General features: G+C 69.0%; 8 protein-coding genes. 3 read left to right on the top strand and 5 right to left on the bottom strand.

Annotated elements, in window-relative coordinates; all coding sequences use genetic code 11:
* Positions 1 to 7: 7 nt before the first annotated feature.
* Positions 8 to 412, bottom strand: a complete 405-nt coding sequence (locus tag JJ685_RS17155) for a hypothetical protein (protein WP_330901793.1) — start codon at positions 410 to 412, stop codon at positions 8 to 10.
* A gap of 181 nt (positions 413 to 593) precedes the next feature.
* Between JJ685_RS17155 and JJ685_RS17150 the strand changes: the two genes are divergently transcribed.
* Complete coding sequence (locus tag JJ685_RS17150; RefSeq protein ID WP_201675540.1) at positions 594 to 1379, top strand: hypothetical protein; 786 nt, start codon at positions 594 to 596, stop codon at positions 1377 to 1379.
* A 57-nt stretch (positions 1380 to 1436) separates the two neighbouring features.
* On the opposite strand, the gene JJ685_RS17145 is transcribed toward JJ685_RS17150, so the two are convergent.
* The 3 genes from JJ685_RS17145 to JJ685_RS17135 all read right to left on the bottom strand — a co-directional run bounded on the left by JJ685_RS17145 (position 1437) and on the right by JJ685_RS17135 (position 10833).
* A complete protein-coding gene (locus tag JJ685_RS17145) occupies positions 1437 to 1865 on the bottom strand; it encodes an Hsp20/alpha crystallin family protein (RefSeq protein WP_201675539.1) in 429 nt (142 codons plus the stop codon).
* 90 nt (positions 1866 to 1955) lie between these two features.
* The gene (locus tag JJ685_RS17140) at positions 1956 to 3611 is read right to left on the bottom strand and encodes a response regulator (RefSeq protein WP_201675538.1); all 1656 of its coding nucleotides are present in this window, start codon (positions 3609 to 3611) and stop codon (positions 1956 to 1958) included.
* A gap of 34 nt (positions 3612 to 3645) precedes the next feature.
* Positions 3646 to 10833 (bottom strand): HAMP domain-containing protein, encoded by a 7188-nt coding sequence (locus tag JJ685_RS17135; protein WP_201675537.1) that lies wholly within the window; start codon positions 10831 to 10833, stop codon positions 3646 to 3648.
* A 375-nt stretch (positions 10834 to 11208) separates the two neighbouring features.
* On the opposite strand from JJ685_RS17135, the gene JJ685_RS30435 reads away from it, so the two are divergent.
* Both JJ685_RS30435 and JJ685_RS17125 read left to right on the top strand, forming a co-directional pair.
* The gene (locus JJ685_RS30435; protein ID WP_201675536.1) at positions 11209 to 12003 is read left to right on the top strand and encodes a hypothetical protein; all 795 of its coding nucleotides are present in this window, start codon (positions 11209 to 11211) and stop codon (positions 12001 to 12003) included.
* 428 nt (positions 12004 to 12431) lie between these two features.
* Complete coding sequence (locus JJ685_RS17125) at positions 12432 to 12752, top strand: EthD family reductase (RefSeq protein ID WP_201675535.1); 321 nt, start codon at positions 12432 to 12434, stop codon at positions 12750 to 12752.
* A gap of 4 nt (positions 12753 to 12756) precedes the next feature.
* Here the strand turns inward: JJ685_RS17125 and JJ685_RS17120 are convergent, their stop codons facing one another.
* On the bottom strand, positions 12757 to 14214 hold the full coding sequence (locus JJ685_RS17120; RefSeq protein ID WP_236599088.1) for an RNB domain-containing ribonuclease: 1458 nt from the start codon (positions 14212 to 14214) through the stop codon (positions 12757 to 12759).
* Positions 14215 to 14706 lie beyond the last annotated feature (492 nt).

Below are 14706 nucleotides of genomic sequence, written 5' to 3'. Positions count from 1 at the left end.
AAAACCATCACTCCAGGGCGAAGGTTTCCCGCAAGGCATCGCAGAACGCGGGCGTCCCCGTGAGCGTCAGGCTGAGCGTCACGCGCGGTTCGCCGGTGGGCCCGGGCCGCAGGTCCAGGCCCGCGCCCGGACGGAAGCGCACCTGCAGCGTCGTCGCGAGTTCGCGCACGCCCTGCAGTTCGTAGTCCCATTCCGCGCCGTCGTCCAGTGCGCCGGGCGCGCCGAACTGCGCCTGCGACCATTCGAGCAGGCGCGCCACTTCGGCCTGCAGGGCCTCCAGCTGCGCCGGGGCCGCGGCGGCCATCGCGTCAAAGCTGCCGCGGCCCTGGTCGTCCTCGCTGAAGTCGAACTCGAGATAGTGGAGCGTGCCTGCCATGTCGGCGCGATCATAGGCCGCGGCGCAGAGCTTCACGGCACCGGCTTCTTCCAGGCGCCCGGGGACGCGCACCTGCTGAGGCGCACGCCCATGTAGGCGAGCATCCCTGCGGATGACTTCCTTCCGACTACGCGCAAACCGCGTCCGGTTCAGCGTACGTTCATCCGGGCCGCCTTAATCTCGTTCCCATGGAATCCAAATACTGAAAGGAGCTTCCATGAACCCGAACTTTCGCAAACATGTTGCCACCGCCGCGATGCTGCTGGCGCCCCTGGGCGCGGCGCTCGTCGCCCTTCCCGCGGCTGCGCAGTACCAGCCGCAATACCGCGTCGCTCAGGACCAGCCACAATACCGCGTGGCCCAGGACCAGCCGCAATACCGCGCTGCGCAGGCACCCTATGGCGCACCGGCGATCGACTCCTTCGTCGCGGAACTGGGTGGCCGGCTGGAGCCGGGGCGCGTGCTGCAATTCCGCCTGATCGGCACGCCGCGCTCGGACGTGACCGTGAACATCGTCAATACGGTGCGTGACCTGCCGCTGCACGAGACCCAGCCCGGGGTGTACGTGGGCAGCTACACGATCCGGCGTTCGGACGACGTTTCGCTGCTCAATCGCGCGGTGGCCAATCTGCGCACCGGCGGCCAGCACACGGCCGCCCGCGTGAACATGGCGGACCGCGAGCAACGCTTCGCAGGACGTTCCGGGCGTGACGACATGCCGCCGCGGATCATGGACATCACGCCCGCCAACGGCGAACGCCTGGTCGAGAACGGCCACAGCACCCGCCTGTCCGCCCGCCTGAGCGACAACCGCAGCGGCGTGGATCCGGCCTCCGTGCGCCTGCGCATCGACGGCCGTGACGTGACCGCCGCCGCGCGCATCAGCACCGAAGAGATCCGCTTCCGCGAAGACCTGCCGCGCGGCCGCCACGTGGCCGAACTCTCGGTCCGTGACCGCGCCGGCAACGAATCGCGCGCGGTGTGGAGCTTCGACGTGGTCTGAGTCCGCTCCTGAAGCGAAGAAAGGGCCTTCCCTCCGGAAGGCCCTTTTCTTCACCCGTCATTCGATCGCCACGCGGCGCTGCGCCTTTGTCTGCACCTTCTTCGGCAGCGTCAGCCGCAGCACGCCGTTCTCGTAATGCGCCTTGCACTGGCTCTCGTCGACTTCCGCCGGCAGCTGCAGGGTGCGCGCCACCGAGCCGTAGTAGCGCTCGCGGCGCAGGGGCCGGCCCTCGCCGCCTTCGGTGGCGTCCTCCTGCCGTACTTCGGCCCGCAGGCTCAGCACGTTGCCGTCCACCTCGACCTGGATGTCTTCCTTCTTCACGCCGGGGACCTCGGCCTGCACCTCGAAGGCGCCTTCGCTCTCCCGCACGTCGAGCTTCACCTGCCCAGGCAAGGGATCGCCGTGCAGGGGCTGGACGAAGTAGCCGGGGGAGAAGTCGCGGAAGAACTCGTCGAACAGTCCGCCGCGTCGGGTCAATGCGTTCATGGGACCTCCTTCGCTGCGTCGGCGGCGCCGTCGCCGCCTTCACGTTCACTATGGAGGCTGCCCCGCGCCCGAACTTGTCGGGCGTCAAGTTCAGGCGCGACCGGAGGCCGCCACGCAGGCCTCGACGACGTGCATCAGCGCGTCCATGTCCACCGGCTTGACCAGGTGGTGGTCGAAGCCGGCGTCGCGCGCGCTCTGCACGTCGTGCGGCTGGCCCCAGCCGGTCACGGCGACCAGCTTCGGCGCGGCGGCGCCGGCCTGGGCGCGGATGCGCCGGCAGGCCTCGTAGCCGTTCACCCCGGGCATGCCTATGTCCAGCAGCACCAGCTCCGGCCGGAAGCTGCCCGCGGCCTGCACCGCCGCCTCGCCGTCGTGCACGCGCTGCACCTGGTGGCCCATCATCTCCAGCAGGATGCCCATGGTCTCGGCGGCGTCGCGGTTGTCGTCCGCCACCAGGATGCGCAGCGCGCCCTCGGCGCAGGCCGGAGCCGGCGCCTCGGCGGTCGGCGCATCGGCCGCGCGGGTCGCCGCCACCGGCAGCCAGACGCGGAACACGCTGCCCTTGCCGCCGCCTTCGCTGCTGGCGCCGATGCTGCCGCCATGCAGGTGCACCAGCCGGCGCGTGAGGGCCAGCCCGATGCCCAGGCCGCCGCGCGCCCGGGCCAGCGCCGGCACGTCCTGCGAGAACATCTCGAACACGCTCTCCAGCCGCTCGGGCGCGATGCCGATGCCGCTGTCGCGGACCGCCACGACGGCCATGCCGCCGTCGGCCACCACGCCCAGCTCGATCTGCCCGCCGGGATCCGTGTACTTGGCCGCGTTGCTCAGGAGATTGGCGAACGCCTGCGCCAGCCGCGCGCGGTCGGCGTCGACCAGCAGCTTCATGGGCGGCTGCAGCACGGTGAGCTTGTGGCCGGCGCCGTCGATCTGCGGCTGGACCGTCTCCACCGCGTCGGCCAGCACCGCGTCGAGCGCGACCTGCTCGCGCCGCAGTTCGATCCGGCCCTGGTTGATGCGGCTGATGTCCATCAGGTCCTCGATGAGGCGCCCCATGGCGCCGACCTGCCGGTCGATCACGTCGCTGGCCCAGTGCACGTCGGGCGTGTCCGGTCCGCGCAGCTTCAAGTAGTGGATGGCGTTGCGGACCGGCGCCAGCGGGTTGCGCAGTTCGTGCGCCAGCGTGGCCAGGAATTCGTCCTTGCGCCGGTGGGCCTCCAGCAGGCGCGCCTCGCTTTCCTGCAGTTCCAGCGTGCGCTCGGTGACGCGCTGGTCCAGCGAGGCGTTGAGCTCGCTCAGGCGCGCGTTCGCCTGCTCCAGCTCGCGCCCCTTGCGGTGCAGCTCGGCGAACACGGCCACCTTGGACCGCAGCACCGCCGGATTCACCGGCTTGTGCAGGTAGTCCACCGCGCCGGTGCCGTAGCCCTCCAGGACGTGCTGGTCCTCGTTGTAGTAGGCGGTGAGGAAGATGATCGGGATCCGCGCGGTCTTCTTGCGCTCCTTGATCATCTGCGCCAGCTCGAAGCCGGTCATGCCCGGCATGCGCACGTCCAGCACCAGCAGCGCGAACTCGTCGGCCATCAGCGCGAGCAGCGCCTCCTCCCCCGTGCCCGCGCGCACCAGCCGGTAGCTGGGGTCGTCCAGGATCGACTCCAGCACCGCCAGGTTGCGCGGCTCGTCGTCGACGATCAGGATGTTGACCGTCCCAGCGGCGGCCGCGGCAGGCTCGGTGATCGCGGTCGTAGTCATTTCACTTCTCCGTCACGTTCCGCACGTCATTTCCTCAACGGAACAGCCACACCCGCATCAGCGACAGCAGCTGGTCGGTGTTGACGGGCTTGGCGATGTAGTCGCTGGCGCCGGCCTCCAGGCATTTTTCGCGGTCGCCCTTCATGGCCTTGGCCGTGAGGGCCACGATGGGCAGCATGCGGAAGGCGGGGTCCTTGCGGATCTCGCGCATGGTCTCGTAGCCGTCCATCTCCGGCATCATGATGTCCATCAGCACCATCTCCAGTTCCGGCGTGTCCTGGATGATGTCGATGGCCTGGCGGCCGTTGGTGGCGCTGATCACGTCCACGTCGTGGTTCTCGAGCACCGAGGTCAGCGCGAAGATGTTGCGCGCGTCGTCGTCCACGATCAGCACCTTGCGCCCGCGCAGCACCTCCGCGGAATTGTGCAGGCGATCCAGCATGGCCTGCTTGTCCGGCGGCAGTTCCGCGATCACGCGGTGCAGGAACAGCGCCGTCTCGTCCAGCAGGCGTTCGGGCGACTGCACGTCCTTCAGCACGATGCTCTTGGCCAGGGAGTGGAGGCGCAGGTGCTCCTCCTCGCTGAGCTCCTTGCCGGTGAAGACCACCACCGGCACCGCCGACAGCGCCTGGTCGCCCTTCATCTGCTCCAGCAGGTCGAAGCCGCTCATGTCCGGCAGGCGCAGGTCCAGCACCACGCAGTCGAAGGGCTGGCGCTTCATCGCCGTGAGCGCCGCTTCGCCGCTGCCGGCCGTGGCGATGTCGATGTCGTCGTAGCCGAGCAGTTCGACCACGGCCTCGCGCTCCACCTCGTTGTCCTCCACCACCAGCAGGCGCTTGGTGCGCGGCTGCACGAATTCCTTCAGCCGCTCGAAGGCCGCCTCCAGGCCGTCGGTCGTGGGCTCCTTCAGCAGGTAGTTGAAGGCGCCGTGCGACAGGCCGTGCTGGCGCTCTTCCTCCAGGGTCACGATCTGCACCGGGATGTGGCGCAGGGTCGGTTCCAGCTTGAGCTGGTTCAGCACCGTCCACCCCAGCATGTCGGGCAGGAAGATGTCCAGCGAGACCGCGGTCGGCAGGTACTGGCGCGCCAGCGAAAGGCCGATCGCCCCCTTGGTGGCGACCAGGCCCTTGAAGCCGTTGTCGCGCGCCAGCCCCAGCAGGATGCGGGCGTAGTGCGGATCGTCCTCGATCACCAGCAGCACCGGGTCGCCGGGCTGGATGGTCTCGCGGTCGTCGGCGATGTGCTCCTCGCGCGCGACCGGCAGCGTGATCACCGTGGTCTCGGGCGCCTTGGACCGGCGTGCGTTGACCGTCGCCGGGTCGGGGCCCGCATAGTGCAGCGGGAGGTACAGGGTGAAGGTGCTGCCCTGGCCCGGCACCGACTGCAGCCGGATCTCGCCGCCCAGCAGCACCGCCAGCTCGCGCGAGATGGCCAGGCCCAGGCCGGTGCCGCCGTACTTGCGCGAGGTGCCGGCGTCGGCCTGCTGGAAGGCCTCGAAGATCAGGCGCTGCTTCTCCGGCGGCACGCCGATGCCGGTGTCCTCCACCGCGAACGCGACGACGTGCTGCGCCTGCGACAGCACCGGGTGGTCGGCGCTCCAGCCGGCCTCGGCCAGCCCGACGCGCACTTCCACGTGCCCGTGGGCCGTGAACTTCACGGCGTTGGACAGCAGGTTCTTCAGGATCTGCTGCAGGCGCTTGGGATCGCTGTCCATGGTGCGGGGCAGGTCGTCCGCGAAGCGGATGTGCAGCGGCAGATTCTTCTGCTCCGCCACGTGGCGGAAGTTGCGGTCGAGGCTTTCGCGCAGGCCCCAGAACGGGATCTCCTCGATGTCCACCGTCACCGTGCCGGACTCGATCTTGGACAGGTCCAGGATGTCGTTGATCAGGTTCAGCAGGTCGGAGCCCGAGGAGTTGATGTTGCGCGAGAACTCCACCTGCTTGGGCGTGAGGTTGCCCGCGGTGTTCTCGGCCAGCTGCTGCGACAGGATCAGGATCGAGTTCAGCGGCGTGCGCAGCTCGTGCGACATGTTGGCCAGGAATTCGGACTTGTACTTGGAGGTGAGCGCCAGCTCGGACGCCTTCTCCTCCAGCGCGCGGCGGGCCTGCTCCACTTCCGAGTTCTTGCGCTCCACCTCGGCGTTCTGCTCCGCCAGCAGGCGGGCCTTGGTGCCCAGTTCCTCGTTGGTCTGCTGCAGTTCGATCTGGCGCGCCTGCAGTTCGGCGGTGAGGTTCTGGGACTGCTTCAGCAGGCCCTCGGTGCGCATCGTCGCCTCGATGGTGTTGAACACGGCGCCGATGCCGAGCGCGAGCTGGTCGAGGAAGTTCAGGTTCACCGCGGTGAAGGGCTGCAGCGAGGCCAGTTCGATCACCGCCTTCGTCTGGTTCTCGTACAGCACCGGCAGCACGACCACGCTCAGCGTGTCGGAGCGGCCCAGGCTCGATTCGATGCGCACGTACTGCGGAGGCACGTCGCTCAGCAGGATGCGGCGGTTCTGCAGCGCGCACTCGCCGACCAGGCCTTCGCCGAGGCGGATGGTGTCCGACAGCTCCACGCTGCCGGATTGCGCATAGGTCGCCAGCACCACCAGTTCGCCGGCGTTCTCGGCCGGGTTGTTGTGGTAGATGCTGCCCTGGTGCGCGTTGACCAGCGGCGCCAGCTCGGACAGCAGCATCTTGCCCACCGCGCTGAGGTCGCGCTCGCCCTGCAGCATGCCGGTGAAGCGCGCCAGGTTGGTCTTCAGCCAGTCCTGCTCGCGGTTGCGTTCCGTGGTCTCCCGCAGGTTGGAGATCATGGTGTTGATGTTGTCCTTCAGGTCGGACACCTCGCCCTTGGCGTCCACCTGGATCGAGCGCGTCAGGTCGCCCTTGGTCACGGCGGTGGCCACTTCGGCGATCGCGCGCACCTGGGTCGTGAGGTTGGCCGCCAGCAGGTTCACGTTGCCCGTGAGGTCCTTCCAGGTGCCCGCCGCGCCCGGCACGTTGGCCTGGCCGCCCAGCCGCCCTTCCACGCCCACCTCGCGCGCCACGTTGGTCACCTGGTCGGCGAAGGTGGCCAGCGTGTCGGTCATGTTGTTGATGGTGTCGGCCAGCGCCGCCACCTCGCCCTTGGCCTGCACCGTGAGGCGCTGGCTCAGGTTGCCGTTGGCCACGGCGGTCACCACCTTCACGATGCCGCGCACCTGTTCGGTGAGGTTGGAAGCCATGAAGTTCACGTTGTCGGTGAGGTCCTTCCAGGTGCCGCCGACGCCGCCCACCTGGGCCTGGCCGCCCAGCTTGCCCTCGGTGCCCACCTCGCGCGCCACGCGGGTCACTTCGTTGGCGAAGGAGTTGAGCTGGTCGACCATCGTGTTGATGGTGTTCTTCAGCTCCAGGATCTCGCCCTTCACGTCCACCGTGATCTTGCGGTTCAGGTCGCCGCGCGCCACGGCCGTGGTCACCTCGGCGATGTTGCGCACCTGCGAGGTGAGGTTGGCGCCCATGGTGTTGACGGAGTCGGTCAGGTCCTTCCAGGTGCCGGCCACGCCCGGCACCACCGCCTGCACGCCCAGGCGCCCTTCGGTGCCCACTTCGCGGGCCACCCGCGTCACCTCGGAGGCGAAGGAGCGCAGCTGCTCCACCATCGTGTTGATGGTTTCCTTCAGCTGCAGGATCTCGCCGCGCACGTCCACCGTGATCTTCTTGGACAGGTCGCCGTTGGCCACCGCGATGGTCACCTCCGCGATGTTGCGCACCTGGTTCGTGAGGTTGGACGCCATCGAGTTGACGTTGTCCGTCAGGTCCTTCCAGGTGCCCGCCACGCCGGGCACCGTGGCCTGGCCGCCCAGCTTGCCCTCGGAGCCCACCTCGCGCGCCACCCGCGTCACCTCGGAGGCGAAGGCGGAGAGCTGGTCGACCATCGTGTTGATGGTTTCCTTCAGCTGCAGGATCTCGCCCTTCACGTCCACCGTGATCTTGCGGCCCAGGTCGCCGCGCGCGATGGCGGTGGCCACGTCGGCGATGTTGCGGACCTGGCCGGTGAGGTTGTTGGCCATGGAGTTGACGTTGTCCGTCAGGTCCTTCCAGGTGCCCGCCACGCCTGGCACCTGCGCCTGGCCGCCGAGCTTGCCCTCGGTGCCCACCTCGCGCGCCACCCGCGACACTTCGGCGGCGAAGGCGTTGAGCTGGTCCACCATGGTGTTGATGGTTTCCTTCAGCTCCAGGATCTCGCCGCGCACGTCGACGGTGATCTTCTTGGACAGGTCCCCGTTGGCCACCGCGATGGTCACTTCCGCGATGTTGCGCACCTGGTTGGTCAGGTTGGACGCCATCGAGTTGACGTTGTCCGTCAGGTCCTTCCAGGTCCCGGCCACGCCTTCCACCGCGGCCTGGCCACCCAGCTTGCCTTCGGTGCCCACCTCGCGCGCCACCCGCGAGACCTCGCCGGCGAACGCATTGAGCTGGTCCACCATGGTGTTGATGGTCTGCTTCAACTGCAGGATCTCGCCGCGCACGTCCACCGTGATCTTCTTCGACAGGTCGCCGCGCGCGATGGCGGTGGCGACGTCGGCGATGTTGCGCACCTGGTCGGTCAGGTTGCTCGCCATGAAGTTCACGTTGTCGGTCAGGTCCTTCCAGGTGCCCGCCACGCCCGGCACCTGGGCCTGGCCCCCGAGCTTGCCTTCGGTGCCCACTTCGCGCGCGACGCGAGTCACTTCGGAAGCGAAGCCATTGAGCTGGTCCACCATGGTGTTGATGGTGTTCTTCAGCTCCAGGATCTCGCCCTTCACCTCCACGGTGATCTTGCGCGAGAGATCGCCGCGGGCCACGGCGGTCGTCACTTCCGCGATGTTGCGGACCTGGCCGGTCAGGTTGTTCGCCATCGAGTTGACGTTGTCCGTCAGGTCCTTCCAGGTGCCGGCCACGCCGCGCACGATGGCCTGGCCGCCCAGCTTGCCTTCGGTGCCCACTTCGCGCGCGACGCGCGTCACCTCGGAGGCAAAGCCGTTGAGCTGGTCCACCATGGTGTTGAGGGTGTTCTTCAGCTCCAGGATCTCGCCCTTCACGTCCACCGTGATCTTCTTGGACAGGTCGCCGTTGGCCACGGCGGTCGCCACGTCCGCGATGTTGCGAACCTGCGCCGTCAGGTTGTTGGCCATCGAGTTGACGTTGTCCGTCAGGTCCTTCCAGGTGCCCGCCACGCCCGGCACCTGCGCCTGGCCCCCGAGCTTGCCCTCGGTGCCCACCTCGCGCGCCACCCGCGACACCTCGCCGGCGAAGCCGTTGAGCTGGTCGACCATCGTGTTGATGGTGTTCTTCAGCTCCAGGATCTCGCCGCGCACGTCCACCGTGATCTTCTTGGACAGGTCGCCTCGGGCCACGGCCGTCGTCACCTCGGCGATGTTGCGCACCTGGTTGGTCAGGTTGGACGCCATCGAGTTGACGTTGTCGGTCAGGTCCTTCCAGGTGCCCGCCACGCCCGGCACCTGCGCCTGGCCGCCCAGCTTGCCGTCGGTGCCCACCTCGCGCGCCACCCGGGAGACCTCGGAGGCGAAGGCGTTGAGCTGGTCCACCATGGTGTTGATGGTGTTCTTCAGCTCCAGCACCTCGCCGCGCACGTCCACCGTGATCTTCTTGGACAGGTCGCCGTTGGCCACCGCGGTGGTCACCTCCGCGATGTTGCGCACCTGGCCCGTGAGGTTGGAGGCCATGAAGTTCACGTTGTCGGTAAGGTCCTTCCACGTGCCCGCCACACCAGGCACCTGGGCCTGGCCGCCGAGCTTGCCTTCCGTGCCCACCTCGCGCGCCACCCGTGTCACCTCGGAGGCGAAGCCATTGAGCTGGTCCACCATCGTGTTGATGGTTTCCTTCAGTTCCAGGATCTCGCCCTTCACCTCCACGGTGATCTTGCGCGAGAGGTCGCCGCGGGCGATGGCGGTGGCCACGCCGGCGATGTTGCGCACCTGGCCCGTGAGGTTGGAGGCCATGGAGTTCACCGAGTCGGTGAGGTCCTTCCAGGTGCCGGCGATGCCGGGCACCTGCGCCTGCCCGCCCAGCTTGCCTTCGGTGCCGACCTCGCGCGCCACCCGCGTCACTTCGGAGGCGAAGCCATTGAGCTGGTCCACCATCGTGTTGATGGTTTCCTTCAGCTCCAGGATCTCGCCTTTCACGTCCACGGTGATCTTGCGCGACAGGTCGCCGCGCGCCACGGCCGTCGTCACGGTGGCGATGTTGCGCACCTGGGAGGTCAGGTTGTTGGCCATGGAGTTGACCGAGTCGGTCAGGTCCTTCCAGGTGCCGGCCACGCCCGGCACCACGGCCTGGCCGCCGAGGCGGCCGTCGGTGCCCACTTCGCGCGCCACCCGCGTCACTTCCGAGGCGAAGGAGCGCAGCTGGTCCACCATGGTGTTGGTGGCTTCCTTCAGCTGCAGGATCTCGCCGCGCACGTCCACGGTGATCTTCTTGGACAGGTCGCCGTTGGCCACCGCGATCGTCACGTCGGCGATGTTGCGCACCTGCGCCGTGAGGTTGCCGGCCATCTGGTTGACGGAGTCGGTCAGGTCCTTCCACACGCCGGACACGCCCTTCACCTTGGCCTGCCCGCCCAGCTTGCCTTCGGTGCCGACCTCGCGCGCCACCCGCGTCACTTCGGAGGTGAAGACCGAGAGCTGCTCGATCATGGTGTTCACCAGCTTGGCCGAACGCAGGAACTCGCCCTTCAGGGGTCGGCCGTCGACCTGCAGGTCCATCGGCTGGCCGAGGTCTCCCTTGGCGACGGCGCCGATGGTGCGGGCGATGTCGTTCGTGGGCCGCACGAGGTCGTCGATGAGGGTGTTGAACGAGTCCACCTGCTCCGCCCAGCTGCCGACCGCGCCCGGGGCGGAGATGCGCTGCGTGAGCCGGCCTTCCTTGCCGACGGTGTTGGACACCCGCGCCGCTTCATGCGTGATGCGGTCGGCGTTGGAGATGCTCTGGTTGAAGGCCTCGGCGATGCGCGCGTCCACGCCGGACCAGTCGGAGGGCAGCCGCACGCGGAAGTCGCCGCCGGCAAAGGCCATGAGCGCGGCGAGCAGCTGGCGGGAGCGGGCCTCCGCCACCTCGTACGGATGCGTCTGGATCGGCGGCGTCTTCCCCGCCGGCCTGGCCGCGGCGGTGCGCGCGACGGCGGCGGGTTTGCCGGCCTGTCCCCGCGCGACGGGCTTGCTGTTCTTCTTCTTCGGCGAGGGAGTGACTGCCTGGTCCATGGTGTCTCCGCGTGACTGCTGCACGCGCACGCAGGCGCACCGGCACGGGCACGGACGCACTGCGACGCGAGGTCGATGCCGCGGCCCGCGTTGTTGGACTGTTGTGATGCACTGCGGACGGCGGCGCTGAGGTGATCGGGACGGAAAAGCCTCAGCCTGAACTTCGAAGTTCGCGGCGAAGCGCGCGCCAGTGTCGAGGAGTTCTTCCCGTCATCGCGTAGGACGGAACCGACAGACGGCAACGGCGGCGCAGCCACTGCCGCACAGCGTGAAGAATTGCGCCCGGACGCAGCCAGGCGGGCGTCCGGGCATCGGGTCCGCGGCGCGCAGCGGCGCCGCCGGAGGTGTCAGCGGCTGCTGCTGCGGCTGGAAGCGGTGCGCGAGGCGCTGCCGCGGCTGGAGTTGGTGCGACGCGCACTGCTGGCGCTCGGGCGGCTGGAGGTGCGGCCGGAGCTGCTGCGGGTCTTCGTTCCGCTGCTGGCGCTGGGACGGCTGGAGCTTGCACGGCTCTTCGTGCCGCTGCTCGCGCTGCTGCGACTCTTCGTGCCGCTGCTCGCGCTGCTGCGACTCTTCGTGCCGGTGCTCGCGCTGGGGCGGCTGGAGCTGCTGCGGCTCTTCTTTGCGCTGCTCGCGCTGCTGCGGCTCTTCGTTCCGCTGCTGGCGCTCGGGCGGCTGGAACTGCTGCGGGTGGAGCTGCTGCGGCTCTTAGTGCCAGTGCTCGCGCTTGGGCGGCTGGAGCTGCTGCGGCTCTTCTTTGCGCTGCTCGCGCTCGGACGGCTCGAGCTGCTGCGAGTCTTCGTTCCGCTGCTGGCGCTCGCGCGGCCCGAACTGCTGCGGCTCTTCGACGCCGTACCGGAACTGCGGCTCTTCGCCGCCGTGCCGGAACTGCTGCGGGTGCTGGAACCGCTGCTCGCGCTCGGGCGACTGGAGGTGCTGCGGCTCTTGGTGCCGGTGGTGCTGCGGCTCGTGCTGCTGCGGCTCGCGCTCGCGCGGCCCGAGCTGCTGCGCGAGGAAGTCCCCGCGGCCTTCTTGCGCGACGCAGTCCCCGAGGAACTCTTGCGCGACGAAGTGCCCCGCGAGCTCTTGGCCTCGCCGGCTTCCGCCCGTTCCTTGTTCACCGTGCGCGCGGCGATCTCCTCGGCGCGGCCCTTCTGGCCGCGTGCCTCGTAGCTCTCCTTGATGTGCTCGTACTGGCGTTCGCGTTTGTTGCTCGATCCACGTGGCATCGTTGTCTCCTGGCTGAACGGGTGAGGGCCAATCTCAGGCTGGCAGCCTACTCCTCCTGTAGGCCAAGCGCTGCAATTCGTGGCGGACCGCGTCGACAGTTCGCGTTCCCGCAACCGCGCTTACGCCTCGTTGCGCGGTTTCGTTCAGGCTTCATTCATGGTCCGGAGCCCACACTTCCCTCCATGACCACGAGAGCCCATCTCGCCACGGTGAAGCTGCTCGCGCAACTCGTGGGCGCAGTGCTGCTGGCGTGCGTCGTTCTCCTAGCTCTGGTCGTGGCCGCGTGTACCGCTTGAGGGTGGCGCGCGCCGCCCGCCCCCGCTACAGTCGCGGCTAGCCTGCATCCCCCACAACGAGCCAGGAGACACACCATGGTGAAGGTCAGCGTCCTCTATCCGCAGCGCGAAGGCGCCCGCTTCGATCACGCCTACTACCGCGACAAGCACATGCCCCTGGTGAAGGAGCGCCTCGGCAGCGCCTGCCTGTACTACACGGTGGACAAGGGCCTGGCCGGCGGCGCGCCCGGCGCGCCCGCGCCCTTCGTCGGCATGTGCCACCTCTACTGCGAGTCGGCCGAGGAGTTCCAGAAGGCCTTCGGCGCCAATGCCGCCGAGATCCTGGGCGATATCCCGAACTACACGGACCTGCAGCCGATCGTGCAGGTGAGCGAGGTGGTGGTCGACCGCCCCTAGGAGCCTAGACCCGCTCGAAGTCGATGAAGCCCTGCCCCGGGTCCACGGCCACCAGCCGCACCCGCAGGGCGTCGCCGACGTCCGCGCCCTCGAAGCCGCGCACCAGCCGCCCCTCCAGCAACGGGCGTGCGATGCGCACGAAGGTGCCCTTGGGCGCGGCGCCGGTCACGATCGCGTCGAAGCGCTCGCCGATGCGGTCGCGCAGCAGCCAGGCCGCCGCCGCCTTGAGCACCTGGCGCTCCACCCGGTTGGCGTTGTCCTCCTGCAGCGTGCAGTGGCGGGCAATCGCCGACAGCGTCTCGAAGGAATAGGGTGGCGCGTCGCCGGCCAGGGCGGCCTTCAGCAGCCGCTGCGTGACGAGGTCCGGATAGCGCCGGTTCGGCGCGGTGGAGTGCGCATAGTCGCTGACAGCCAGGCCGAAGTGCCCCGTACCCGTCGCGCCCGGCGCCGCCGCCGCGTACTCGCCCGGGCCCAGCATCTTCACGATCCGCAGCGACAGGTCGGCGAAGCCCTCCGGGTCGACGCTGCGGCGCTCGCGCAGGAAGCGGTCCAGCGCGAGCGGGTCCGGCGCGTCCGGCAGCGCCACGCCGAAGCCGGCGGCCAGCGCCTCGATGCGGTCCCAGCGCCGCGGCGACTGCAGGAAGCGGCGCAGCGAGGGAAAGCCCTGCTCCACCAGGAAGCGCGCCGTCGCCGCATTGGCCGCGATCATCACGTCGGCGATCAGGTCCTTGGCCCGGTTCTTCTCGTCGGGCCGCAGGTCCACCAGCCGACCGTCCTCGAACACCGGGCGCGCCGACACTGTGTTCACGTTGAGCGCGCCGCGCCGATGGCGCCATTGCCGCAGTCGCGCGGCGAGCAGGTCGTGCAGGCGCAACTGCGCTTCCAGTCCCGCCACCTGCGCGAGCTGCGGCGGCGCCGGCCCCGCGCCATCCAGCCATTGCGAGACGCCGTCGTAGCCCAGCTTCGCCCGATTGAGCACGGCGGCGCGGTAGAGCTCCGCCGCGGTCACGCTCCCGTCCGGTGCCACCTGCATGTCCACCACCAGCGCGAGCCGCTCCTGCCCTTCGTGCAGGGAGGTCAGGTCGGTGGACAGCACCTCGGGCAGCATCGGGAAGGTGCCCGCCGCCGTGTAGACCGAAGTCGTATTGACGCCCGCGTGGCCGTCCACGGCGCCGCCGGGGCGCACCATGGCATCGACGTCCGCCACCGCGACCCGCAGCCGCGCCGTGTCGCCGGGCAGCGGCTCGGCGACACTCAGCTGGTCGAGGTCGCGGGTGTCGTCGTTGTCGATGGAAAACCAGTCCAGCTGGCGCAGGTCGCGGATCGCGCCATTGCGCTCCGGGCCGGCGGCCCGCGCCGCCTCCGCCTCCTGCAGGGCCTGCGGCGCGAAGGCGGGCAGCAGGCCGCGCGCGCGCATCGCGTCGACGGCGATCCGGTGCAGGTCGTGCGCTTGCATCGTCATGGGAGCGGGCACTGTACCCCGACGCCTTTCGTCTGAGGGGAACACGTAAGTAGTTTCATCGAGGCCCGAGGTCAGATTCCGGTCAGCGAGGAGGCCTCAGCATTGGACCCAGTTGATGCTTGCTCGTGACCGCCCGAGGAACCAGCGCACTGCCCGTCCCCACGACGCCAGTCCCGTCCGGCACGAGACAAAAGCCACACAACACAGATCCTGAAGGGGTGATGCAGCGGAAGCTGTATCACCGTAGGCCCGGCAAGCGCCGGGCCATTTTTTTTGCTTCGGTCGGAATTCGCGGGTGCGCGCAGCGGCTTTCTTGCCGGACCAGAACGGGGCTGTCCGTCTCTGCGACTGTCCCCCGGCGCGGATGAGACTCGCGGCCCTGGGTGAGCGCCGCGCCCGCGCCTCCTCCTCTATGTCGCCGAGCCGGACAGCCCCGCTCTGGTCCTGCGCCGCGCCGGGTTCGTGCGCAGCGGCTCCGGTGACGCGTGCCGC

Source organism: Ramlibacter monticola, from assembly GCF_016722785.1.
Classification (GTDB): Bacteria; Pseudomonadota; Gammaproteobacteria; order Burkholderiales; family Burkholderiaceae_C; genus Ramlibacter; species Ramlibacter monticola.
The sequence above is the reverse complement of the archived record's forward strand: the minus strand, read 5'-3'. Positions and strand labels throughout refer to the sequence as shown.